Origin of the sequence: Azorhizophilus paspali (genome assembly GCF_043587585.2) — a bacterium.
GTDB classification, from domain to species: domain Bacteria; phylum Pseudomonadota; class Gammaproteobacteria; order Pseudomonadales; family Pseudomonadaceae; genus Azotobacter; species Azotobacter paspali.
This window is the reverse complement of record NZ_CP171449.1, coordinates 1,602,289-1,625,842: the sequence shown is the minus strand read 5'-3', so window position 1 is coordinate 1,625,842 and position 23,554 is coordinate 1,602,289. Positions and strand designations below refer to the sequence as shown.

Annotated in this window: 25 protein-coding genes and 4 pseudogenes; 11 read left to right on the top strand and 18 right to left on the bottom strand. The window is 58.4% G+C overall.

Going from position 1 to position 23,554, the window contains the following annotated elements:
- Positions 1–73: 73 nt before the first annotated feature.
- Positions 74–262, bottom strand: a pseudogene (locus tag ACGI6K_RS08075) (DNA adenine methylase); the annotation flags it as partial.
- 702 nt (positions 263–964) lie between these two features.
- Here ACGI6K_RS08075 and ACGI6K_RS08070 point away from each other — a divergent pair.
- The 6 genes from ACGI6K_RS08070 (at position 965) to ACGI6K_RS08045 (ending at position 5,228) form a co-directional block, all read left to right on the top strand.
- Positions 965–1,210 (top strand): hypothetical protein, encoded by a 246-nt coding sequence (locus ACGI6K_RS08070; RefSeq protein WP_377968485.1) that lies wholly within the window; start codon positions 965–967, stop codon positions 1,208–1,210.
- Complete coding sequence (locus tag ACGI6K_RS08065) at positions 1,210–1,428, top strand: TrfB-related DNA-binding protein (protein ID WP_377968484.1); 219 nt, start codon at positions 1,210–1,212, stop codon at positions 1,426–1,428. The genes ACGI6K_RS08070 and ACGI6K_RS08065 overlap by 1 nt, the downstream gene beginning before the upstream one ends.
- A 272-nt stretch (positions 1,429–1,700) precedes the next feature.
- Positions 1,701–2,396, top strand: coding sequence for a hypothetical protein (locus ACGI6K_RS08060; RefSeq protein ID WP_376942489.1), 696 nt, complete (start codon positions 1,701–1,703; stop codon positions 2,394–2,396).
- Positions 2,397–2,398: 2 nt separating this feature from the next.
- A complete protein-coding gene (locus ACGI6K_RS08055; RefSeq protein WP_394543732.1) occupies positions 2,399–4,084 on the top strand; it encodes a DEAD/DEAH box helicase in 1,686 nt (561 codons plus the stop codon).
- Positions 4,066–4,695, top strand: a complete 630-nt coding sequence (locus ACGI6K_RS08050; RefSeq protein WP_394543730.1) for a hypothetical protein — start codon at positions 4,066–4,068, stop codon at positions 4,693–4,695. Before ACGI6K_RS08055 ends, ACGI6K_RS08050 begins: the two co-directional genes overlap by 19 nt.
- Positions 4,692–5,228 (top strand): hypothetical protein, encoded by a 537-nt coding sequence (locus ACGI6K_RS08045; RefSeq protein WP_377968478.1) that lies wholly within the window; start codon positions 4,692–4,694, stop codon positions 5,226–5,228. Before ACGI6K_RS08050 ends, ACGI6K_RS08045 begins: the two co-directional genes overlap by 4 nt.
- Positions 5,229–5,241: 13 nt before the next feature.
- Here ACGI6K_RS08045 and ACGI6K_RS08040 read toward each other — a convergent pair whose 3' ends face one another.
- From ACGI6K_RS08040 to ACGI6K_RS08000, 9 genes and pseudogenes are all read right to left on the bottom strand, one after another.
- Positions 5,242–5,682 (bottom strand): holin family protein, encoded by a 441-nt coding sequence (locus ACGI6K_RS08040; protein WP_376949717.1) that lies wholly within the window; start codon positions 5,680–5,682, stop codon positions 5,242–5,244.
- Positions 5,679–6,164 carry a glycoside hydrolase family 24 protein gene (locus ACGI6K_RS08035; protein WP_376949715.1) on the bottom strand — a complete coding sequence of 162 codons (486 nt, stop codon included), beginning with the start codon at positions 6,162–6,164 and terminating at the stop codon, positions 5,679–5,681. The genes ACGI6K_RS08040 and ACGI6K_RS08035 overlap by 4 nt, the downstream gene beginning before the upstream one ends.
- A gap of 193 nt (positions 6,165–6,357) precedes the next feature.
- A pseudogene (locus tag ACGI6K_RS08030) lies at positions 6,358–6,729 on the bottom strand (M10 family metallopeptidase C-terminal domain-containing protein); the annotation flags it as partial.
- A gap of 153 nt (positions 6,730–6,882) precedes the next feature.
- Positions 6,883–7,536, bottom strand: a pseudogene (locus ACGI6K_RS08025) (polysaccharide lyase family 7 protein); the annotation flags it as partial.
- Between the two features lie 719 nt (positions 7,537–8,255).
- Entirely contained in the window at positions 8,256–8,609 is a 354-nt protein-coding gene (locus ACGI6K_RS08020; RefSeq protein WP_376947130.1) for a hypothetical protein, read from the bottom strand.
- Positions 8,606–11,920, bottom strand: a complete 3,315-nt coding sequence (locus tag ACGI6K_RS08015) for a phage tail protein (protein ID WP_376947128.1) — start codon at positions 11,918–11,920, stop codon at positions 8,606–8,608. The genes ACGI6K_RS08020 and ACGI6K_RS08015 overlap by 4 nt, the downstream gene beginning before the upstream one ends.
- Positions 11,920–12,315, bottom strand: coding sequence for a DUF6950 family protein (locus tag ACGI6K_RS08010; RefSeq protein WP_376947126.1), 396 nt, complete (start codon positions 12,313–12,315; stop codon positions 11,920–11,922). Before ACGI6K_RS08010 ends, ACGI6K_RS08015 begins: the two co-directional genes overlap by 1 nt.
- A complete protein-coding gene (locus tag ACGI6K_RS08005; RefSeq protein ID WP_376947124.1) occupies positions 12,312–12,911 on the bottom strand; it encodes a hypothetical protein in 600 nt (199 codons plus the stop codon). The genes ACGI6K_RS08010 and ACGI6K_RS08005 overlap by 4 nt, the downstream gene beginning before the upstream one ends.
- Positions 12,911–13,495 (bottom strand): hypothetical protein, encoded by a 585-nt coding sequence (locus ACGI6K_RS08000; RefSeq protein ID WP_376947122.1) that lies wholly within the window; start codon positions 13,493–13,495, stop codon positions 12,911–12,913. Before ACGI6K_RS08000 ends, ACGI6K_RS08005 begins: the two co-directional genes overlap by 1 nt.
- A 149-nt stretch (positions 13,496–13,644) precedes the next feature.
- On the opposite strand from ACGI6K_RS08000, the gene ACGI6K_RS07995 reads away from it, so the two are divergent.
- Positions 13,645–13,887: a hypothetical protein gene (locus ACGI6K_RS07995; protein ID WP_376947120.1), complete on the top strand. Its 243-nt coding sequence runs from the start codon at positions 13,645–13,647 to the stop codon at positions 13,885–13,887.
- Here ACGI6K_RS07995 and ACGI6K_RS07990 read toward each other — a convergent pair.
- Complete coding sequence (locus ACGI6K_RS07990) at positions 13,877–14,044, bottom strand: hypothetical protein (RefSeq protein ID WP_394543726.1); 168 nt, start codon at positions 14,042–14,044, stop codon at positions 13,877–13,879. The two genes, ACGI6K_RS07995 and ACGI6K_RS07990, sit on opposite strands and share 11 nt — an antisense overlap.
- Positions 14,044–16,851, bottom strand: coding sequence for a phage tail length tape measure family protein (locus ACGI6K_RS07985; protein WP_376947116.1), 2,808 nt, complete (start codon positions 16,849–16,851; stop codon positions 14,044–14,046). Before ACGI6K_RS07985 ends, ACGI6K_RS07990 begins: the two co-directional genes overlap by 1 nt.
- A gap of 485 nt (positions 16,852–17,336) precedes the next feature.
- Here ACGI6K_RS07985 and ACGI6K_RS07980 point away from each other — a divergent pair, with 485 nt between their 5' ends.
- On the top strand, positions 17,337–18,221 hold the full coding sequence (locus ACGI6K_RS07980) for a BRO-N domain-containing protein (protein ID WP_376947114.1): 885 nt from the start codon (positions 17,337–17,339) through the stop codon (positions 18,219–18,221).
- A 62-nt stretch (positions 18,222–18,283) separates the two neighbouring features.
- Here the strand turns inward: ACGI6K_RS07980 and ACGI6K_RS07975 are convergent, their stop codons facing one another.
- The 6 genes and pseudogenes from ACGI6K_RS07975 to ACGI6K_RS07950 form a co-directional block, all read right to left on the bottom strand.
- Positions 18,284–18,655: a helix-turn-helix domain-containing protein gene (locus tag ACGI6K_RS07975; protein WP_376947112.1), complete on the bottom strand. Its 372-nt coding sequence runs from the start codon at positions 18,653–18,655 to the stop codon at positions 18,284–18,286.
- 20 nt (positions 18,656–18,675) lie between these two features.
- On the bottom strand, positions 18,676–19,317 hold the full coding sequence (locus ACGI6K_RS07970; RefSeq protein ID WP_376947110.1) for a phosphoribosyltransferase: 642 nt from the start codon (positions 19,315–19,317) through the stop codon (positions 18,676–18,678).
- Complete coding sequence (locus tag ACGI6K_RS07965; RefSeq protein WP_376947108.1) at positions 19,298–20,236, bottom strand: DNA-processing protein DprA; 939 nt, start codon at positions 20,234–20,236, stop codon at positions 19,298–19,300. The genes ACGI6K_RS07970 and ACGI6K_RS07965 overlap by 20 nt, the downstream gene beginning before the upstream one ends.
- Positions 20,237–20,586: 350 nt before the next feature.
- Positions 20,587–20,863, bottom strand: a pseudogene (locus tag ACGI6K_RS07960) (Rha family transcriptional regulator); the annotation flags it as partial.
- Positions 20,860–21,807 carry a BRO-N domain-containing protein gene (locus ACGI6K_RS07955; RefSeq protein ID WP_376947106.1) on the bottom strand — a complete coding sequence of 316 codons (948 nt, stop codon included), beginning with the start codon at positions 21,805–21,807 and terminating at the stop codon, positions 20,860–20,862. The pseudogene ACGI6K_RS07960 and the gene ACGI6K_RS07955, both read right to left, overlap by 4 nt.
- The gene (locus ACGI6K_RS07950; RefSeq protein ID WP_376947104.1) at positions 21,779–21,943 is read right to left on the bottom strand and encodes a hypothetical protein; all 165 of its coding nucleotides are present in this window, start codon (positions 21,941–21,943) and stop codon (positions 21,779–21,781) included. Before ACGI6K_RS07950 ends, ACGI6K_RS07955 begins: the two co-directional genes overlap by 29 nt.
- A gap of 98 nt (positions 21,944–22,041) precedes the next feature.
- Between ACGI6K_RS07950 and ACGI6K_RS07945 the strand changes: the two genes are divergently transcribed.
- The 3 genes from ACGI6K_RS07945 to ACGI6K_RS07935 are packed head-to-tail and all read left to right on the top strand — an operon-like array spanning position 22,042 to position 23,543.
- Positions 22,042–22,356 (top strand): Arc family DNA-binding protein, encoded by a 315-nt coding sequence (locus ACGI6K_RS07945; protein ID WP_376947102.1) that lies wholly within the window; start codon positions 22,042–22,044, stop codon positions 22,354–22,356.
- Between the two features lie 18 nt (positions 22,357–22,374).
- Positions 22,375–23,265, top strand: coding sequence for an exonuclease domain-containing protein (locus ACGI6K_RS07940; RefSeq protein ID WP_376947100.1), 891 nt, complete (start codon positions 22,375–22,377; stop codon positions 23,263–23,265).
- Positions 23,266–23,324: 59 nt separating this feature from the next.
- Positions 23,325–23,543 carry a hypothetical protein gene (locus ACGI6K_RS07935; RefSeq protein WP_376947098.1) on the top strand — a complete coding sequence of 73 codons (219 nt, stop codon included), beginning with the start codon at positions 23,325–23,327 and terminating at the stop codon, positions 23,541–23,543.
- Positions 23,544–23,554: the final 11 nt, after the last annotated feature.

Sequence of the window (23,554 nt, the reverse complement as noted above, 5' to 3'; positions counted from 1 at the left end):
CCCAGTTAAAAATCAACACCTCCCTCGCGTTAATTCCCCTGCTACCTCTAATTGTATATGTGATATCAGTCGCTTCGATGTGGAACCCAGCGAAGCATTGCCGAATGTCCGTCAGTGTCTCGGGCCTCTTTTCCTGCAACCAGCGGAACACCTGCCGCGACGACAGCGCCCATTTGAATTGCCTGACGAACTCCTCCAGGTGGTGCTGGACGACGCGATATAGGTTGATCAACTCGCCGTTGATGTCGTTGAGCACTTTCACCTCGGAGCCTGAGTGATCCCCACAAAATCACCCGAGCTCCTGGGCTTGCCGGTGGACCTCCCGCCGCAGGGCCAGCCCTGTCGCGCTCACCGATATAGCGGTAGATCATCTCCGCCAGAGTTACCTTGCCACCGCGCTGCTCGCACTCCAATGCACTAGGCTCGCTCAGCTCTGTCTCCCGTCGCTTCGCCCACGCCTCGGCCGCCTTCCGGCGACTGAAGCTCGCGCTCTCCTGATAGACTTGGACGCCATCGCGCTTGATCCTGATCTGCACGGTGTACATCACGGAGCCGTCGTTGTTCTTCCGGGTACGGATGGTCCGTGGTAAATCTGATTTACTAGGTGGTAAATTTTACCATCGACCTTTTTAGAAATATCCGGAAACCCTTGAAAACTCACATAAATGCACACTGCCGAAAGCTCGACAAAAACTAGCTACAACCCAGCAACTACGCGCCCCGAGCCGTCCCGCCGCTTCTGCGTGGCGCCGATGCTCGATTGTGCTGACTATCTTTAAAGTACATTATTTTTCAGCAACTTAGGCTGTGAAATCGTCTTGCTGTAGCAAATTTATAGCAGCGAGCCGGAAACAGCCTAAAATTCGCCTCCCCCCGCCCGTCCGGGCACCAAAATCCAACCCTTAAGAGTGTATAATGGCTACATGGTCGGCAAGCACCGACCGACCGCTCCTAAGGAGAATTCATGGTTTATCGTGCATACCTGCGCCACCCCGGCCAGCGCGTGACTGACAAGACGGTCACGGAAAGTCGGGACGTGGCGCTCGCCGCATTCGCCGAGCTGGTCGGGCGAACCGACCTGGACGGCCAGCCGCTGGCGGCCGTCATCAGTTGCGATAACCGGCAGCTCGCCTACCACCGTTTCGACCGGGAGCCTGGCCGCCCAGACTACTGGCGGGGCCGCCTGGAGGAAATCCAGTGGCCGGAGTGATGAGCGACGAGCAGTTCGAGGCCCTGGCCGAACTGCTCAGAATGCGGGGAAGTGCAAGCCAGGAAGCGGCCCGCCTAGTCCTCGTCGAAGCGCTGAGCGCCGCAGACGCGGCGCGGGCCACCGGTGTATCACCTCAAGCGGTAAGCAATGCAGTGACCACATGCCGGCGAGGATTATCTCTCGCCCAGCGAGCAGCAGGGCTTGATATACACTCTTAAGAGTGTATAATGGCTGCATGGTCGGTAAGCACTGACCACCGACCCGGCGGTTTCCGGGTTTGGAGAGAAAGCCATGAAAGCAAAGAAAATTTTCAAAATCGTATACAGGGCCGCCCGTGTGGATCGCGACTTTATACGCAAATGCATGGTGTATATGGTACCGCGCGCCGGCGAGGCCCTTGAGTCCGCCGGCATCCACTTCTGGCATTTGCGAGGGAGGGAATACTACGCATACCAGCGAAGTGTCGCGCTAGCAGCGAAGCTTGTGATGCATGGATGGCAGCATTCCACGGCACCCCGTGTCACGCCCACTAAATGTGAGCACTTGTATGACTTCGACTAACCTCCCCTCGCTGGTTGGCGAGACCCCCGACATCATCGCGGCCGCCGAGGCGCGCCGCGCAACCCTGCTACCTGAACTGCTCCGGGTACTCGACACATACAAAGGCCCGCGCAGGAGCGGCGGCCTGATGATCTCAAGCCCTATCGAGCGCGCCAGTATCGCCGACCGCTTGCGGAAGGCAAACCGCGCCAGTTGGTGGCTTGATCTCGATGGTAGCAGCGACGAGCGACTTTTCTGGAGCGGTATAAACCCGTGCATCTTCGGCATGCCCAGCAATAGCTGGCTGCCGCCCGATTTTTACTCGGAGCGCAAGGTCGTGGCCCGCCAGGCAAAGACCGAGAAAGCGCAGGCCGAGGCCGCGTTTCTTGGCCTGGCGAAACTTAAAGGCTCGGAAAAACAGGTAGCATGGGCGCAGACCATCCGTCACAAGCGGCTGCAGGATGCCGGCAGCGATGCAGAGCGCCTGCTGGCTATCGCAGGGGCCGATACTGCGAAGTTCTGGATCGACTCCCGCGAGCTGGACATCGACTACATGCTCACGGATGAGTACGCTGCGGATGCAGCTGAGTTGAAAGAGCAACGGCTGGCCGGTTTTCGCCGCAAATACGGGCGGAAAAGGAGTTGAGCGTGAAGCTCAGAGACTACCAGACCGACATCCTCAAGCAACTCCAGGCCAGCACCAGCGCAGACCTGGTCCAGCTCGACACCGGCGGGGGGAAAACTCCCATCGAGGCCGCGCTGGCTGCCTGGGCGCCGCGCATCTTGCTGGTTGCGCACCGCAACATCCTGATCCAGCAGATCAGCGAGAAACTCGCAGCGTTCGGGCTGGACCACGACACGATCAGCACCGAGCACACCCGCCGACGCTGCATGCTCGCCCACCGGCCGCATGGGCGGAATTACATCCGCCGGGGCCACGCCACCCGCCGCGTGGCCAGCATCGCCAGCCTCGTATCCGCTCGCCGCCACGGCCGGCTGGAGATCGATACCGCAGCGCCATGGCTGATCGTCATCGACGAGGCGCATCATGTGGTGCCAGATAACCAGTGGGGGCAACTTCGGGAGATATTCAAAAACGCGCGCATCGTCGGATTCACGGCAACCCCTGCGCGGATGGACGGCGAGAGCCTGCACGTCAGCAAGGGCGGCCTGTTCGAGCGCCTGGTGCAGGCCGAGGCGCTGGGCAATGACAGCGTGCGCGTGCTGATCGAGCGCGGCTACCTGAGCGATTTCGTCTGCTACGCCGCGCGCCTGACATACAACCCAGACGACTCGCTATCGCCAGATGAGCTGTACGCGCAACTTGAGCATGACCTCACGCTCGAAGCCATGGGCGAGGCGACCGTGTACCGTGGCCCGCGAATGATTGCCCCCTCGGCAACCCGTGGCCTGGACTACTCAACCGGCGAGTTGGCGATATTCGGCGACCCGATCCGCGAATACCGTCGCCTGGCCGATTGCAGCCGCGCCATCCTCATGGCCCCGGCGATCACAAACGCCGAGGAATTCGCCGAACAGTTCCGCGCCGCCGGCATCCCCTCGGCCTGCATCAGTTCGAAACAGACCCCGGCTGAAATCGCCCGGCTGATCGAAAATTTCCGCGCCGGGCATATCCGTGTGCTCACCAACGTCGACATGGTTGGCGAGGGATTCGACTTACCGGCCTGCGAAACCCTCATCATCGCCACCCGTACCGCCTCATTCCCGCGCTACCGGCAGTTGTGCGGGCGCGTGCTGCGTCCGGCACCAGGCAAGCGCCGCGCCATCATCATCGATCACACCGGCATGGTCGCGCAGCACGGACAGCCAGACGAGCCGGTGAAGTGGGACCTGATCAACCCGCCCAAAGGGCTTGAGCGTGTGCCAACCGCGCCATGTGCCGAGTGCGGCGCGATCTACAAGGTCCGCCTCACGCATTGCCCGGAGTGCGGCGCGGCAAACGCACTGCACGAGCGCGATCAGATCGGCGGATACTATTTCGACATCAAACGCATCGACGCGGAGTTGATCGCGCAGGCACGGTGCGAGCGGCGCAAGCAGCAGCAGCTAGAGCGGCTACGCTCGGAGATCGTCTGGCCGGACTACCGGGACGGCAGCGACCTTGTCGGCCGCACCATTGCCGACCTGCGCCGCTGGTTCGTCGCGCGCCTACAGGCCGGCGGCGTGCCGATCATCGACATCAACGCATGGCTCACCTCGCCGGCGGCGGCCGACCGGCAATTATGGATGACCCATTTCACCGCTGCCGACCTCAAATCGAGGTCCAGCAGCAAACCCATGCTGATCTACAAAAAATGCATAGACCACAGGTAACACTGATCCACGGCGACGCCGCCGATCACGGCCGCGCTTGCGACCTAATCCTGACCGATCCGCCATATGACATGAGCGGCGCCGAGCTGGTCCGCATCCTCGGCCGGTTCGAGGCACGGCACCTGGTGCTCATCACGACCATGCGCCAGTTGCTTGAGTTCATGCCGCGCACGGACTGGCGGCTGAATTTCGATTTCGTGCTAGATGGCGTATTGCCGAAAAAATCCCGGAGCTACCAGCAGCCGCACTACCTGCACCAGACCGGGGTGTATCTTACCCGGCCCGGCGTGAAATCGGCATTCGACCGCCGGCGCCGGCAGCGTAGCGACGTGTTCGAGGGAAATGGTTTCTGGCCAACGATATTCCACGCACCGCGCGACAACATCCAGGCCCATGGCCACGCGAAAAACGCCCAGGCAATCACGGATCTGCTGGGCAGTTTCGAGGTGAGCGACGTCTGTGATCCGTTCGCAGGCAGCGGTGCGACCGGCGTGGCAGCATGGGACCTGGACCTGCCGTGCGTCATGATCGAGCGGGACCCGGAGTCCTTCGCCAACCTGAAACGGCTGGCTAAATTCATGAGTGTGTACGGACTGGAGGTCGTTGAATGATCAAGCACATAGAGCTGGCCGTTGGCCAGGAATACCCGCTGCCGCTGGCCTCTACCGAGGGTGCGGCCGCGCATTTTCTTGGCCGGACTGGGTCGATCCTGCAGATCGGCATGCCAGATCTAATACCATCTGAAACCAAGCTCATGCGCAAGGGCAGCATGCGGGCTGGACTGTACGTCGACGGCCCGCTGATCGTGCTGCTTTTCGATTTCCGCGCGGCTGGCCAGAAGCCCATCGAGCTTGACTGCCCGTTCGATGCGCGGCTGATCCCGCGCGATGAGTTGTCCCTGCCCGATATCACGACCGGCGATCAGCGGCTCATGGTCGAGGTCCATGTCGTCGACTCGGCCACAAACACAGTCCGCGGCCTGCGCGGCATCACCCTGCCGCCCTCAATCACTGTCGCATTCCTGTCCGCCGTGCAGGATCAACTCGCGGCGGCAGAGAGTCCGCAGGCGAGGTATCAGAGCTACCTGCGCGTGCCGCTGAATAGGCGAATACGCGAGGCGCGGATGGAGCCGTGCGGGGTATGATTGCAATTCCCCTCTACTTCGAAATAGCACTCACCCTCTTCCACCGGTCTGCCGTCCGCAGCGCACCCAGACCGAGCATCCCGAACAGCAGCTCGAACAGCACGTCGTCGAGCGACGGCAGCGGCGGCACGCCCTGCACACCGGCCACCGTCAGCACCCAGGGCAGCAGCGGGCGCAGCAGGAACTCGTAGGCCAGCCCGCCCACGCAGACATAGCCGGCCAACGGCCGCCAGCCGGCTTGCCAGCTCGACTGGCTCTGCGCCTCGATCTCGTTGATCTTCGCCTGGGCGAGGCTCGTCTGCAGGGCCGCGTCAAGTTCCCGGAATGCCCCATCCTGCTGGAGCCTGAGCAGTTCGAGCTGCGCCTGGGCCTTGGCTTGCGGGTCGGGGATGACGCGATCGAGCAGCCCCGAAATCGTCGGCAGCAGTGCCGTGGCGGTGGACAGCAGGCTCATGCCAGCACCCCGCCGGCGGCGATGTACTGGGCGAGCAGATCATCGACGGCGTGTTCGTGCTGGCCGTAGCCAGCGCCAGGGAGAGACGCCCACCGAGACCGACACTTGCGAATTGCGGCATCGATGCGCCCATCCTTGATATCCTCCAGAGCCTTGCACTCCAGGATCAATTGGAGCGCGATCTTGTCCTGGCTGATCGGGCCGAAATCTGGCAGGCCCAGCGTCCGCTTGTAGTGGTCGTAATAGCGCGACAGGATCTGGTAGCGGCCGGCTGCGGTCGACTTGATGCCGAGCAGCGGCAGGCTGATCAATTTGCGCGGGTGATCGGCATAGCCCGCGAATAGGCCTCCGCCTACAACCACGTCATAACCGTTGTCATTTGTCGGCTGCCGGCCGTTATCAGTGCCCTCGCTCCAGGCGATCAGGTCCAGGAAGGCGAGCACATTGATGCCGCCGGCGACCGCAGCAGAGATTCGAGCCATGGGGTTTTCTCCAGGCAAAAAGAAGCCCGCGCGATGCGGGCTCCAGGCGTAAAAAAACCGCCGGCGGCGGTCTGTGTTGCGCGGTGTTGCGTCAGGCCGCGCAGATCGCATCAATAGCCTCAAGATGACGGGTCACTGCGGCTCTGTAGATGTCAGCGCGGGCCAAGTGCCAGCGGATCGCATCGTCGCGTGTAAACCAGACGTTGCCGCCAGCGACCAGCGCGGCGACGTGGTTGCCATCCAGGGCGACCTCGAAGCGCCGGCCCTCGGCGTCCGCGTCGTAGCTCTTCAGGTAGGTGCGCGTGCCATCGGCATTGGCTTGCACCAGCAGAGTACCGTCATAGCCGTTGCCGATGCCGGTGAAACCCAGCGCAGACAGGTCGAGCGCGTCCTGGGCGGGGTCGAAGTCGGTGATCAGGTCGGAGAAACTGGCACTGTTGGTGCGGTAGCTGTCGGTGCGGGCAGAGAAGCGGAACACGTCGCCGCCAGCGCCGCCGGACAGCCGATCCTTGCCTTGGCCACCATCGAGCAGGTCGTCTTCTGCGGTGCCAGTGATGTTGTCGTCTTCGTTCACAGTTGGTTCCTCGGTTGCGGGCTGCTCATCGGATGGTTCTTCAACCGGTTGCTTAGGTTGTTCTTCGGGTTCTTCGGCCGGCGTGGGTTCTTCCACAGCCGCTAGCTTTTCAGCCAGCCCCTCTGCAGTGCCGTGGTGAGCAACCAGCCGGGTGAAAGTCGTCTGACCGGTGCCGGTGGAGGTCTTCAGGTCCTGGCTGTAGCAGCCGGCCTTGAAGTACCAGGTGTCGCCTGCATAGCTCGAAACGTCGAGCTGGGCGCTCAGGGTTTCGCCGTTCACTGTGCAAGACAGCAGGCCGGTTTTGGTGACACGGATCTCATACTCGATGGGCTCGCCGAGCGCGAAGACATGCTCGAACTTAGGCTTGGATTCGTCGCCGTCCAGCGCAGTGCGGTGCTGGAAGAAAAGCTCGAAAGTGTTGGTGCCGGCGATGCGGGTCGCCTGCAACTTCATCGGCGGCTTGTCGCCCTCGCCATGTATTTGCCCGACGATCATTTTGCCGGAGGCAGCAAAAGAGTCGATTTGGCAAGTGGCGACAAGGGCATGCAGTGGCGCGCTGCCGATCTTCCAGTTTGCTTCGTTGTCGGCGCCGTTCGGCAGCGTCTCGCGTAGCTCGCTGCGCAGGTATTTGCTGTTCGGCGTGGTGCCGGCACCGTCGAAGCCGTGCGGGACGACGAAGCGAGTGAACTCGGCCGTGTGGATGAAATACTGCGATTTGTGGGTCTGCAGGTCATTCGTCTGGACGATTTTGCCGGTGGGGATAGTTAGGTTCCAGCGCGAAAGATCGATGCCGGTCATAGTGTCTCCTTGAACGAAAAAACCCGCCATGCGGCGGGGCTATTAATGAATCAATAAATATCAGCTAATCTTTGCCAGCAATACAGGAAAGTATCCAAGACCCAAACTTCCGGTTGACGGATTGGTTACAAGACCAATTACACCGGCAGCCGTTACGGTTACGCCTATGTGCATATTTGTGGATGCCCTTGTTGATATGCTATGCGAGTGACACTGACTAACTAGAGCATACTCATCTGACGCAAGTGTCTGACCGCTAGTATATGTTGATATATTAGAGTTTCCTGAAATATAAGTCCAAGTCGTTATAAATCGGCTGAACTTGATCAGTTGGCTTGACGAATGAAAACAAACGGTGCCACTGGCGTCTCTGACCCTCATCCCAAAAGGCCCGGCCGCTTGCAGCGGAGACCATACGGCGGCGAACCAGTCCGAAATGCTGAGCTGTGTGGTGTTCGCGTTGATGAGACGAAATCCAGTCCAGTTTCCTGGCGATCCGACAACGCCGCATTTAAGCGTCAAGCCCTCCCCCTGGCTGTTCCACACGGACCTGAAGAAAATCAGGGGAGGCTGCACTGTTGTGCAGGGGACTGAGAAGTTGATGAGTGTGTTGTATGCGGACCCTATGTTGACGGTGCCCTTTTCGTGCAAGCTTAAATAGGGGCGATCAGCCGAGACCTGAATCACACCGTTATTGTTACGCGCGCGGAATCCAAACATCAAAGCATCCTGAAGGCCATGATCCGATATAGCCCTGCGGCATATGTCGGATTCTGAGTATTGTTTGGTGTGGCGCTTCTAATTGTAATCTGATTACCGGAGGGCGGATACATATACGGTATTCCTGGGTAGTTGTATCCACTAGCAGGATTATATGCCCCTGGAGTTTCAAGGAAGATAACGAAGACGCACGTCTCCGGATCGAATCCGTCAATCGTATACGTCTGCGTCAACGCCTGGCCAGCCGTACCTGTCCAGTCTAGCGTAGTGTTGAATATGACCTCATACGTGAAGTCCTCGTTATCCAGAATTATCGCGCCTGACTCATCTCTTACGCGCAAGCCGAAAGTCATTCAAGCTCTCCCAACTCCACGCGAAGCACGTCATTAGAGTCATATACCTTGACTCCGCTGTTTGTGATTACAGTGCGGCCGCTCCCGGCAATTGTGCCGTTTATCTCGAAACTCCCGTCCTTGCCCAATCTCCACCCCTGCTGCCCGGCTATATAGTTCGTCGACTGCAGGGCCGTGGCGATCTTGGCCATATCGATTGTGCCGTCGCCTATCACTGCCGAGTTTATAAAAACTTGGCCGCCCTGGATTACAAATGGCGTCGATATCGCACCATTTGCGATGTTGATCACAGCGAAACGATCTGCTTGAAACAGTACCTGCGTCTGCATCCCTGCCGGCGTGTTCTCGATGCCGAGACCCATGCCGGCAGCGTAGTATGTCCCGTCCTGCATCACCTGCAACTTGACCGACCACATCGCCGACAGCTCTCCGTCGAGGCCGGCCAGGGCTTGGCTGGTCTGCTGGATCGCCGCTGTGTTGCTGCCAGCCGTGGCCTCTACTGTGTCGATGCGGCTCGACAGTGCGCCGTTGAGGTCGGCCAGGGCTTGGCTGGTCTGCTGAATCGCAGCTGTGTTGCTTCCGGCCGTGGCCTCCACTGTATCGATTCGGCTTGATAGTGCGCCGTCGGCTGATGCCCGGGCCGTGGCTTCAGACTGAATCGCAGCTGTGATATCCCCCTCAACAGTTGCCGTCAGCGTCGTGATCTGCTGTGCAAGAGCACTGTCGGCGGTGGCTCGCGACGTTGCCTCGGCCGTGATCGCAGCGGCATTGCCCTGCGCCTGGGCAAGCACTGTATCAATGCGACTCGACAGCGCTCCGTCATCGCTCGCCCGGGCGTACTGCTCCGACCAAACGCCTGCCAGCACAGTCTCGCTGCCTGCATACCATCCGGTTTCGCCAGACATCGGCGGGTTGATCTGGGCGAAAATGCCGTCGACACGTTCAGCTTCGGCTGCGAGGCCGGCCTCGTCGGACTGCACGCGGGTAGTCAGCTCGTCAAGCTCAACAGCAAGCGCACTGACCGCTTCGCCCAAGCTGGCGTAGTCGCCGATTTTTTCCCAATACGCCGGATCGCTCGGCAGGTTGCCGGTGGTGGCCTGCAGCGCGCTGTACAGGCCGCCGTTGTATTTCACTAGGTCGCCAGCGGCATATGTCTCCGCATTGTCATAGTCCGGCGCAGTTGTGATATCAGCCAGTTGTGCACTGATCGTATTGATCTGCGCCTCAAGCGCACTGCGTGCCGTCAAGATCCGCGCATCGACAGATCCGGAAGTGCTTGCCGGGGCTGTGATCAGATCGATCACGGACGCAAGCTCGGCCGCCAACTCGGTCTCTGCGATCTGGCCTGCTAGCAGTTGCAGGATGTTTTCTGCGCTGCTGTCTGTTGTCGCCGAGACGTGGTAGAACCCGCTGACGCCGTAGGCGTTTATCGAGCGGACGTAGTAGTGATACGTCGTGTTGAATGCCAGTCCGTTGTGCGTGAATGAGCCACCACGCCCAAGGTAAATAGCCTCATTCTCGGGGGTGGTTACTTGATTCAGTGCGTAGTAATACTGATACGTTCCGCCGTTAAGGCTATTGGCGTTGAATGGGATGATGGTGATCGAATCGAACCCCTCCAGCACGCTTACAGATTGCGGCTGTGGCGGCCCAGCGATGACGACACTGATAGTGGATTCGGCAGATTTTCCAGAATCTGTCCGAGCAAACACGGACATGGTATAGCTTCCTGCCTGCAGCCCCTGTACCTGGCATGAGTTAGCCGCCGCCGGCACTTGGTAGGTCTGTACGGCATCACCATAACTGTCATGGATCACTACGCCGTAGTAGCTGATCGTCCCGTATGGGGGAGTCCAGCTCAGGATTCCCTGGCAAACCTCCGCATTGCTAGAAGGCGTCCAGGTCACCCCGGTAGGCACAGCTACACCGCCCGCAGGGAGGCTGATAAACCCAAGCGGGCTGTAGGCGACACCGACAGCGTCGTCGAATATTTCCGCATCGTAGGCCTCAAGCGTCACGTTGCAGGCGTCGGTCGCGCTCATAGACCAGTCCGAGACGATCATCTCGCCGACGATGTTGAGCGACGGCAGATTCACATGCACAACCCTGCCGGGGCGGCAGTTGTAGCCGTTGAAGTTAAGCGGCAGGGTGATCTCGCCGCCGTTCCGCATGCGGCGCAGCTTGATATTAGCCAGCCGCTGCGCCTGGTAGACGTTGCTCACATAGCCCAGGTCGAGCGATTCGGACAGTTCTGCGCCGTCTTCATCGACCCACTCCGCGATCTGCACGGTCGGATAGTCGGTCTCCGCCCACGAAGAATCAGGGTCGACGAATGTCCCGGCCACCGTGTTGATAGCGCCATCGTTGTCGACCTCGGTCGTTCCGGATACCGTGCCGATCACCATGTCCTCGGTGATCGTGTAGTCGTACGGACCGTAATAGGCGCCGACCTGCAGCATCCATCGACCACCTACGCGGATCAAGTTGCCCGCGCAAGCATCGAGGAGCTTCCCGAGCACGGAGTCCTTGCGCTCATCCGCACCGATCACGGCGCCCAGCGTGTAACGGGCGCTGGTCGTCTCGTCGTCTGGATTCGTCACGATTTCGTCGCTGACGTTCGCCGCCGCCGCGAAAGTCTCCATGACGATCTCGTCATCTGGCACGCCCAGGCGGCGGCGAAGATACCAGAGGATGCAGAGTGCAGCATTGTTGCTGTACCCGTAGGTATCAGTGCGCGGGTCGTAAATGTCCGTCCGGCCGCGAACGACGAAGCGCGCATCAGGGATGCCCGACGGGAATTTTTCGCTGCTGTACTTGAGCGAGATGCGCACCCAGGACAGTCCTGCCCCAATTTGCGAGTCCCTCCAATCGGCACAGTTTTCCAGCAGGAACGCATTGGGCGCCGTCGGGTCGATGACGACCTCATATGTAGCGTCTGCGCCATAGGTAGAGATCAGTTCCTCGTTGAGGTAGATCTCGTCGACCGCTTCGATGGCCCCCTCGCTCAGCACGTAGACGAGGTGCAACCATTCTCCATCAGTCTGGCCACCGGATTGCTCTTGCGCCCAGGACAGCACGCCGCCGGTACTCGCGCGGCCAACAATGTAGCGCGCAGCCGCTTTCGAGGAACGCAGAGTTTGCGATGACGGCTCGCTGCTCGCGCTGTCGAGCTTTGCTGCCTTTACCCCCAGCCCGCCGCTCACCCCAAGCGCTAGCGCCCCGCCTATCAGTGCACCGGCAATACCCCCCGTGGCAAATCCAATAACGGCGCCGGCCGCAACGGCAGCAATGGACTTGACCGCCTTTCCCATTATTCGACCCTCCATACAATTGAGGGCGAGCAATTCACCCGTCGTACACCAGCCTCTGCCGTCGCCCACCAGTCGTTTGCCCAGCGCACGGCCATTGTGCGGCCGTCATCCGATTCGTAGAGCGCCACATCGCCGCGCTGAGCCAGCCTGCTATCAATACGGCGGAAGTGGGCGTCCATGGCATCCTCGACGCAGCCGTGCTTGATCAGCGCGCGTTTGGCGCCGATTTCGCTGTCGTAAGTGCCCCGGTAGTTCGCCGCCGGGTCCGTGCCGCACACAGCGACACAGCAGTCCGCGACGAACATGCAGCAGTCGGTTTCGCCCCATGAAAAAGGCCGCTCAGTGGCGGCCTTGATGGTGTTGCCCAGGCGGGCGGTCCAGTCTCGATATCTCATGAGTAGTCGAACGCCGGGGAGTCTTTCTTTGCGCCCCAGTAGATGGGCCATTCAGATATCTGCGCCACCGCGAACCAGAAACGGTCGCCGGGCTGGCGGCGCTGGTGGTTTTCGTCCGTCCAGCGCTCTGTTCCCTCCCTGCTCCACTCGGCCATGCGATCAGCAAGCGACACGGTGATAGTGTTGTCGCCGCCGTTGCCGGCATAGCTGAATTTCGCAGCGTCCATTCGCCCACTGAACAGCACGTCGGCCGCCATATTGCCGGCCTGGTCGATTACAACGAACAGCAACCGGCCAGGCCGACCACGGCATTTGTCGACCAGAGCCGCCGAAATCAGATTGCTGTCCAAGCCGCTGATCGTGAGATCGACGGTTTTCGCACCGCTGGAGTTGTCGGTCTCCTGCGCCGCGCCGACCTCGCCGAACTGCCCGACGCCGTAGTACACCTGCCCGTCGAGGATCAGCTCGCCCGTTCCGGTATGCGCCCGTACGGTTTCGTTGACGAACTGCAGCTCGGCTGCATAGAGCGCCGTGAATACGCCCGTAGCGATGATGTCGACGACCGACTGACTAAAGGGGAATGCCTGTATCGTCATCAGAAGGCCTCCCGCAGTTCGATGGTTGCGCTACAGGTTAGCGGCTGCAAATCTACGGAAAACACATCTCCGGTGAGCCGCATTTCACACCATGGGACTTGGTATTCAATAGCCGTACCGGCCGGGATGCCGGCACGCACCCGTTTGTTGACTGTGACGACTGCCGCTCCACCCATGGCTGTGGCATCGGCGACGACCTCGAACATGACGCCCTCCAGGGTGATGTAGTCCCCTGCCCGGAACACGATGCCGTTTGCCGTTAGCCCGGAAACGCTCAGGCTGTAGGCATTGGTACTGGCCGCAGCAGCGAGCACTGGCGCCCCAATATTGTCGGCGCGCTGGCGGGTGGTCGCCGGCACCTGGATTGTGCCAGCCATGCCCTGCAGGCGCCCGATCAGCGAAGTCAGCAGCCGCTCCTGCGTGCGGGTCAGTGCGCTGAAACTCATAGAGCAGGTCCAGTACGCGCCTGGATAGCTAACGATCTGCTGGGCGTTAGACAGCGTCGAGGTGAATGCCCGGCTGTTGTAGACGCAGCCCCAACTCATCTGCTGAGGGCATAGGCCGTCGGGCCAGGGTTCAGCCATAGGAATCTCCAAATGAAACCCGGTATCGGTGATGGAAGCCACGTAGTAGTGTTTCGCGTCCTTTTTCCCAAAAGGATGCCCGGCCCCATGGCGGCAACTATAGGCCGGGAATCATGCAAAATTGCTCAGCAGCAACCCGCGAGGTCAATGTGAACGAAAAAGCATTCCAGCAACTTGCCAATCTTGTGCTGGCCCTTTCAAAGGCTCTTGCTCATACGCAGCCCGATGCGGCCAAAGCATTCATCGGAGCCGCAATCTATGCATCGCGGCAAGACGGGAGCGGCGACGAAATCGCTATTCAGGTTTGGGGAAAATGCTTTCCCGGCCAACCTCTCCCGACAGTTGTTTCGAGCGACATTATGGACACGCTGCTAAATAAATCTAAGTCCTAATCTGCTCAAATTGAATGGAGGCATTTTTAATCGATTGCTCGCAAATAATAATGCCTCCGTTCCTTTTTAAAACCCATAGCGGATTTCCTTGATCATCCAGCACGGCACAACAAACATCGTGCTCTAACTCGGCGATATTTAAATTATCTTCGATCATCACATCTTCCTCCTGATCGTCTGCATAATAGGTCCGTTCATGCGGGCATCTTGCTGGATCGCCTGCATCGTCTGCCTCATCGCCCGCGTGACGAGATCCACCGTTTGCTGGCTTACGTCGCCGTTGATATTGAAGGTCTGGCTGACCGGCATGGAGCCCGAGTTGGACGCCGAATTCTGGTTCTTTTGCACGTCCTCCAGTGTGGCGTCCAATTTCGCAGAAGTCTCGGCTGTGGTGACTCGCTCCCCCTTCTGGAGCAGCCAGGTGCCGGTTTCAGGAACGCTGTCGATTCCGTCGTGAGCCATGCCGATTGCAGCTATGTTGCTTACAATCCCGGCGGTGGCAGCCGCGACCGAGGCCATTGCGGCTAGGTTCGCAGGCCATGGGTTGTTTGCGGCCTTTGCCAAGGCATTCTGAATCTGAATAACAGAGTCCGCAATTGCGAATGCTTTGGAGACAGCGAACAGCGCCTTGTACGTCCCAGACTGCTCTCCAGCAAACTGCGCCGTCATGCTGGCCAGATCGCCAAAAATACTCTCAGCCGCAGCCAACTGGGCCACCTGTCTAGCCTGCTCTATCTGTGCGAGCGCATCCTCATGCTGCTTCTTTACTGCCAACTCTTCGGCATCCCAGGTGGCCGTCAGTTCGCCGCGTTCCTTCCTGAACTGATCTAGCATTTTCAGTTGCGCCGCATACCATTCGGCCAACTCCTCTTCAGCCTGGTCAATCTTTAGCAGCTCGCCGAACGCACCTCCAACTTCAGGAGCCAATCCTCCGAATTTTGGAGCATCAGTAGTTGCTGCCCCCGCAATCCTGGCCGCAACTTGATTACGCTCATTTGGCTCCAGCCCCTGCATAGCATCGAGCACTTTCAGGCGCTCGCGCGTCTGGTCGGTAAGCCGCTCCTCGTCGGTGCGCAGGTCGGCGATAAGCTGCTTGTAGTCTTCCTGTGCCTTTTTCTGCTCATCAAAAGTTTGCTTTCTGAGGGCAACCTCCTTCTCAAGTGCAGCATTACGCTTAAGCTGAGCAGATATTAAATCCGCGTTTGCCAGAATAGACTTTTGGTCAGCGGTAAGGTTCTTATTTTCTTTTATGTCGGCAAGCTGCTGCTCCCAGGCGGCTAGCGCGCTCGCTTGAACTCCGAGCTTCTGGTTTACTTTGTCCTGCTCGTTTAGGGCTGCATTCTGCGCCTGAATCTCAGCGTATTGCTTTCTGAGATTGTCGAGCATTCGCTGCCCGGCGTCTTCCCTGTAAGCCTTTGGCGCCTTCTCTTTTGTCCTTTCGTTTATTTCAGCCAGCAGCTTGTCATATGCACCACCAGAGAAATTTTGGCCATCATAGTCAACACCCTCCAGCAAGTCAGGTGTTCTCCCTGTTATTGCCGCCGATTTATACAGATCAAGAAACTGCTCTTTAAGCTTCTTGACTGCGCCCTCTCTCTTCGAGAGCTTAGACGAGTCGTCAAGCTGATCATTTAGCTTCTTGTCAAGCTCAATTAACTTCTGGTTTGCCTCACCAAACTCTGCACTGGCCTCGGCGGCTTCCTTGTCTGCCTTTTGCCTTTTCAGCAAGGAGTCTAATGTCTTTTGCAGCTCCTCAGTTGAATTTCCTCCGAAACCAAATAGGTTTGACAGCGCTCCTGTTACGCCCCCTTCTTGGCGAGTTCTAAGGATATTTTGAACAATCTCAATTTCCTGGCCAAGGTTTGGGAATAGCTGTGAGCGGAATAATGAGTAGGCCTCACCAATCGCATTTTTGATGTCGATCCAATCACGCTCAACATCAGAAAGAGACTCGCGATACTGCCTAAGACGCTCCTGAGCATTCCGATTCAGTTTCTCGCTAAGCGTATCAAGCGCCTTTTGCGACTCGCCCTGCTCATCAATCGCTTTAATGACCTGAAATTGCTCATAGGTCAGCAGCCCATACTGCTCACTAATCTTTGCGGCAGCATCCGTTGCATTATCCCCCATGCCTGCTAGGGATTTTGCCACCTCATCTACTTCTTTCCCTGTTGTCTCTGCTATTGCAATCGTTGCCTCTATCAGATTCTTAAGCTGGCTTTCTCCGACCTTTGCGCTGCTCGCCAGAGCGATAGCCGCCTTATCCGCGCTAGACAGCGATCCAGTAACGGCAGATGCCTGCTCTGCAATCTGCGCAAGACCAGAGCCGGTAACTCCGGAAGCGTTATTTCCAGCAAAGACAGCTTTGTTGAACTCTGATGCCCGCTTTTCTGCATCATAGAAAGTCAGGGCGAGTACACCAACCACGCTAGCCAAGCCAGCAGTCGGGGTGATCAGTCCGGCAATGTACCCACCAAGCGCCTTGGCCGCAGGCCCGATACCTCCGAACATGTCTTTTAGCTGACCACCCTGCTGGAGTAGCACCATCAGTGGTGGCTGTCCGGCTGCAAGGCTTACGGCAATATCCGTGAACTGGGCAGGAACCCCGCGAAGTGCATTTTCATAGGCTTTGGCGCTCATTGCACCATTGGTCAATCCCCGATTTCCTCGCTGAACAGCATCGAGCTGCTCGTTCAGGATCTTGTTGAGTCGCTCGAACTCTCCAGTCGGGATGATTCCGGCCTTGAAATGCTTTTCAAGCTCAGCCTGCTCTTTCACCAGTCGGTTGATCGCACCAACAACTGGGTCAATTCGCCCAACAAGACTCTCTGCGGCTTGCTCTTGCCGCTGAAAATCCCTGGTAGTTCTTGAAAGCTTTCTCTCTGCGGCATCCATCCCGCGCTCAAAACTGCCTGTATTGGCTATCAAGTCGACTGACAACGTACCAAGCGAATCAGTGGCCATGCTTTTCTCCAGGCAATGAAAAACCCGCCAAAGCGGGTTTAATGCAGTTCCTAACCATTATCTATCAAGACATCTATTTATATTTTCAGCAATTACTTGTAGAGCCCCTAACGCCAAATCAGGGTTTGCCCCTGGCCACGCCCTCAACATTTCTCCCTCTCCCTGCTTCAAATGGCAGGAAGAGTACCAAACCATCATCCCCGCGTCCGCCGGCTAGGCGTCAATCTATCCGGCATTGACGCCTAGCCGGATGGTGGTCTAGTCTCCGCCTGCCGCTGCAAATTCAGCGGCCGGGCTTGGCCGCCCGGATAGGTAAGGCGCACAGCGCCGAATGGCGTTTTTTTGTGCTCGCGTTATGGCGGGCTGTGCGTGGGACACCTTCGGGTGTGCCGGGAACCTTACCCCCGGTCGGCCAACCCGCGCACAGTTCCGCCTCCATTGATGGTCGCAATGGGGCGAACTCCACTCAGGTAAGGAGTTTCACCATGCAAGCCGCTCAAGTTATCCCGTTCCGTTTCGAATCCCGCGAAGTCCGCACTCTGCTGATCGACGGTCAGCCGTGGTTCTGTGCCGCCGACGTGTGCGCCGTTCTGGACTATGCCAACAGCCGCCAGGCGATCCAGAAGAACTGCCGCGAAAAGGGTGTCTCCATCAGAGACACCCCTACCAAGGGCGGGATGCAGGCCATGACCTTCATCGACGAAGGAAACCTGTACCGCCTGATCATCAAGAGCCGGAAGGACGAAGCGCAGCGCTTCGAGTCCTGGGTGTGCGATGAAGTCTTGCCGGCGATCCGCAAGCACGGCCGCTACGAGGACGCAGGCAACCGCATGGGAACCCTGTTGGGCCAGACTATTGGAACCGACGGCTTCCACATGCTCGGCGCCGTCCTCGATGGAAAGGTCCGCCATCTACCGGCGCCTGCCCGCAGGCGAGCAAAGATGCATATCTGGTCTCAGGTGCACAAGGCGTTCAGCGTGGTGAGCGCCGAGGACATTCCGGCCTCCAGCCTTGATGCCGCACGGAACTTCATCGGGTCGTATTCGCTGCCGCTGGAAGGCGAGTGGCTGAGCAAGACCAGCACCAAGGCCGGCACTTTCGCCGATATCCTCGGCCGCCCGATGACGTCTACCGAGCGCTGGCTTGTCTACGCCGACAGCAACGGCAACGAGCATCTCAAGTCGGTCCCCGATGATGCCTGTGTGCTCTCACATCGCGATCTGATCAGGGGAATGCTGGGCTGTGACATTCCTGTACATCCCGATGAAATGTTCGAGTTCGCGCTGGCTGCGATAGCGAACATCAAGATCCGTTACAACAATCAATATTCACGCATCAGGGCGGCCCGGAAAGCCGGCCTGAAAGTCTGAAGCCCTCTGCCGCCGGTCACTGCCGGCGGCAATCCGTCCCGAGCACGCGGGGAACATGCTTCTCAGCCCTGAGAGGCCGGCTTGATCAGGCTTTCCGCTGGAATGCCGAACATGCTGTGCAGCCTCCAGACCATCGGTAGAGTGAGTGCGCGCTTGCCATTCAGGACCTCATACACGCGATTTGTCCTCCCGATGGCTGGCTCAAGATCCTTCGCCGTCAGGCCGGACTGCTCCATGCGGAACTTGATGGCGTCAATCGGGTTCGGCAAGTCTATGGGGAAGTGCTTCGACTCGTATGCCTCGATCAGTGTCACCATGACATCGAAACGATCACCCTCTGGAGTTCCAGGCTCCAGCTCATGATCGAACAAGGCCGACACCTCCTTGAGCGCTGCGCGATAGTCTTGGTCGGTGCGAATTGGGCGAATGTCCATGGCGGTCACTCCTTATCTACCTAATCATCAAAGAACTCGGCAGGATCAAGCGGCAAATGGATGGTTTTCGCCAAGAAAATTCCAATTATCGACTGGACACCTTGCAGCCCGAAAAGCAATTGCTTGGCAGCAGCAAAGCTCGCCCCGCGCGTGATTACGTCGTCAACAACCATCACCGTTTGTTTCAGTGGTACGCAAATTTGGCCACGATCAATCTGCAACTGTGCAGCAATCTCTTCCGGACTAGCCCTTTCACTACAGCGATGCTGAGGATCACGAGCGGCTGTCTGTAGCAGTAGCGGGCGAATATCCATGCCGGGATGTTTTCTAGCAGCTACCTGCAAAACAAGAACCATTCGATCATCATAAAGTTCGTGGCCAATCGGCTTTGAGCAAGGAAATGGCACAAATGTAACGTTCTCTGTACAAAAATCCCAATTTAAATTCGTTTCAGCGATTTCATTGCCCCAATATTCAATTGCGTTCCGCTTCCAGCGAAGCTCAAGCGGCGGAACCGTTGGCCTCTTTTTGAGGTTGGATATGTGCTGATTAGTCTCGCTAGCACGAAAACCAGCACGAGCTGTGTACTCACCTAAGTGATAGCACTTATCACCATCCTCTAAAAAGCGGAAGTCACGGTGATCAAGCTGGGTTAGTCGCATCGCGCATCAGTGCTTCCATGATCTGAGTAACGTTCCCAACGCGAATAGCCCCCTGCTTTTCGAATCTAGCGGGCCAAGTAAGCTCCGGGTTTCTGAAGCAACTTTCCAAGATGAATAGCTTCCTTCCTTGAGCAAGCGCAGCCCTGGCCTGCACCAGGGTTCCCGACGTATTGCCAGCCTCAACAATGACAGTTGCCTGTGTCAAGGCCGACATAGTCACGTTGCGGGCCGGGAAAAACAGCCTGTTTGCTTTGTAGTTCTGCTGAGAGTATCGAAGGAACGGTACCTGAGACACCAGTAGGAATTTATCTGCTATTTCTTCTTGCAGCCCCTTGTTTTCCTTGGGGTAATAATCAAAAAGTGGCGTGCCAATCACCGCTATGGTATTGCCTTTCGATTCGATAGCGGCTGTGTGAGCGGCGGTGTCGATTCCCTTCGCAAGTCCAGACACAACCGTGAAGCCCTCTCGCACAAGAGCATGAGCGATGCGCTTTGCATTCAGCTCGCCATCGGGCGTCGGGTTTCTAGTGCCTACGATCGCAACTCCCGGCGTCTCCACCAGCTCCCAGTTGCCACGGTAGTAGAGGACTTCCACGGGGTGATCCGCATCACGCAGCTTGCTTGGATACTCTCCAGCGCCGTTGACCCGAATGCCAACACTCCTCAGCCGCTCCTCGCCCAGCATGGCCAGCAGCTTTTCCTTCGCAGCTTGAATTTCTGCCATGGGCACAAGCTCAGACGGGACAGAGCCAGGGTTCTTGCGGAACAAGTCGGCAAGATTAGCGAACCATGCCCCCTGGCCAAGCCAAAGCGATTCGTAAGCGCACATCTCGTCCATGGGAACGATTGGTGGCGCCGCGAATATCTTGGCGAGATGGGCTTTGTTCATGGTCATCTGGGGGGCGAAATCAAAAAGCATCCGTTGCTCTGGGCCTGGGCTTCTGAGGCTGGTTGCTTGGCAAGGCCTTTCTCCTGCCAAGCGCCACGATAAGATGATCTTATATCAAACCCCACCGTGCTGCTTCACAACCTATCTCCACAAGCCAGAACCTGGATTCTGGCCAAAAGGGTGGCCGTCCTTGGCCGGAAGCGCCTTGCGGGCCTCGGTAACGTCCAATCCCGTATTCACCTCGATCATGCTCAGCGTGCAAGCCATGGCAATGCCAGGGTTTACGCCTGGAACCTGCTTGATAGATTCTCCGATCAGCAGCAGCGCGGAGACAGTATCTTGCATGTCGGCGGCAATCGCAGGCATATGGCCTGAAACCTTCTGCTCAAGCTCATGGATGCGGCGGATGACCTTGTGGCGAAGGGGGATGCTGTAGCCGGTCACCAGCGTCTCGGTCAGCTCGCGGTCAAGATGGAACTGTTTCGTGTAGCCGCGAGAATCTTTCTCCTCGGCGACATGGCGCAAATCTGCGCCATCCTCTGCGAGTGCCTCAAGCATCACCCGAATGTCACGGATCACGTCTTTGTGCTGCTTCCCGGTCAGCTTGGCAATCTCGCGGGAAGACATGGTTACAGGCACGGTCATCAGCGCGCTCATGCTGCGGCCCTCCCGAGACTGACGGAAGCCAACTCGGTCGCGCAGTGCTTCTTCACGTGCGCGGCAGAGCCAAGTCCATCCCACAGGAAGCCCAGCATCTCGGCTCCAGCCTGGCAGCCGAGACCGCCCAGGTGATGGTACAGCCGGTAGCGCTCGAAGACGGCATAGGTCTGCTCGACGCAGTGGATCAGGCAGCCAATGTTCGACCACTCCGCGATTCCGACGCTGCGCTCCTCCTTCGGCATCCAATCGCCCTCGATGGCGTAGGCGGCGATGAAGTTACGGGCAGCGTCGAGACTGGAGGCCGGGATGTCTTCGACAGTGGAAACGCTGAAGCCCTTCCGTACCTGCGACCAGATGTGATTCTTGGCGCCGGTGCGCAGCTTCGCCGGCAGGTGGCGAACCTTTCCGTCCAGCACCGCCGCCAGGCAGTGGAAGCCGTCGGTTCCAATAGTCTGGCCCAACAGGGTTCCCATGCGGTTGCCTGCGTCCTCGTAGCGGCCATGCTTGCGGATCGCCGGCAGGACCTCGGCGGTGACCCACTTGCGGAATGCATGCGGCTTGCTGCCCTTCTTCACTGCATCCCGGCACCGAAGGATCAGCGTGTACAGGCCAGACTCGCTGATGATGTTCACCTCGCCTTGACGCCCTAACTTGAAGTTAGACCGTTCATCATCGTCCAGTGATTGCAGGGCCTTGGTCGTGTTGGTCTGGCCGAGGATCGCGCACACGTCCGCAGCGACGAACCACGGATCGCCATTGATCGTAATGGCCCGTACGCTCTCGCCGCGGAAGTCGAAGGGGATGATCTGGGCTGCTGCTGTGCTATTCTTACTCATGACGTTTGATTCCTTGGTGATTTTGACGTTGCCTTCAGAAGCCCCGGGTGTTGCGAGCACCTGGGGCTTCTTCGTTTCAGGCTGTTGCCTGCTCGCGTTGCTCATCTTCCTGCATCGCCTTTTCCAAGATTTTCCCAATCAGCCAATTCTGGCTGCGCTCTTCTTGCGAAGATTTGCGCTCCAGCCATGCCTTAAGCCCCGACGGCACCCTAATCTTCACTTGTGCTGCTTGGTTTCTCATGATTTCCTCGCCAATTTATGGACCTAAATGGTCCAAACAAATAATGGACCTAACAGGTCCATTGCGTCAAGAACCAATCTGGTCCTAAATTCCGCCGCATGAAACAGACAGACCCGCAGTTCAAGCTGCGCCTCCCCGCTGAGCTGAAGGCGCGAATAGATCAGGCAGCAGCAGACAGCCACCGCTCCATCAATGCGGAGATCGTCGCGCGCTTGGCCGCCAGCTTTGAGCCAGCACGCGAATCGTCCGCCGTTAGAGAGCCGGTATCGCTATATGGCAGCTACACGTCCTCTGCTCAGCTCATCGGTACGCTAACTGAGGTTCAGGAGCAGATGGCGGCCCTGCAGGCCCAGTTGAGAGCCGCTCACGAGAAAGAGCACGGGCAGGCGCTGGAAAACTCGAAAAAGGAATAACCCGACCAAGGACCGGCCATGCCATCCAACCGCTTTGTGACCATCGACGTAGAAACCGCAAACTCATGGTTCGGCTCAATCTGCCAGATCGGCGTGGTTGAGTTCGCCGACGGCGAGATCGTTCGAGAATGGGAAACCCTTGTTGACCCAGAGTGTGAGTTTCACGACTTCAACGTCAGGCTGCACAAGATCACGCCTGATCAGGTCGTCGGCGCTCCGAAATTCCATTCCGCCCTTGAGGTAGTTCGCGAACTGGCTGGCAGCTCCCTGGTCAGTAGCTATGGCCCCTTCGACCGATCGGCATTCAGCCAAGCCTGCAGCACCCGTGCCCTGCTGAACCTCGACAATCCATGGCTAAACATCCACTCCGTGGTGAAGCGCGCATGGCAAGACAAGTACGCAGGCGGCGGTTTCCGTCTCAATTCCGTGTGCAAGTACCTGGGGATCAAGCTCCCCCGCCACCACAATGCTATCGATGACGCCAGAGCGGCCGGGCTGATCCTGCTAAGGGCTGCGGAGGAAACCGGCATCCAGCCAGACGGATGGATAGCCAGAAATCGCCGGCCTATTCGGTCGGCAAACATGCCAGACACAGAGATAGTCGTTAACCAGGATGGCCCGCTCGCCGGCGAGAGCATTGTCTTCACTGGAGCGCTTCAGATGCCTCGCCAGCAGGCCCAGGCAATTGCGGCTTCCATTGGATGCGCTCCGACCAATAGCGTCACCAAGAAAACGACCATCTTGGTGGTGGGCGACCAAGACCTATCCAAACTCTCAGGCAAGGCCAAGAGCAGCAAGCACATCAAGGCGGAAGAGCTTATCGAGGCCGGCCAGGACATTCAGATCATCAGCGAGACTGATTTCCTTGCCATGGTCGCCATTGACCAGTCAGACCAATCGTCGCTTTAACCGTCAAACTTCCCTGGCCCCACCCTGCCAGCCCAAGGAATAACCCCAAAGGACCCGCAATGCCGATCAAGAGTCTGTCAAAAGCCCTCCCCAAAGACCCAGACAATCCCGGCTGGGTGCTCGGGTGGGCCGTGGTAAGGAGTGCTCCCTGGAGCTTTATCGACATCTATGCGTCGAAAGAAGTGGCAGAGGTCGAGGCTGCTCGTCTAGGAGATGGCTATTCGGCCGAGTACGGGTCGCACCACCTTGGCAGCGACGACTTTGTTAGCTTTGGCTAGACATGACCGCT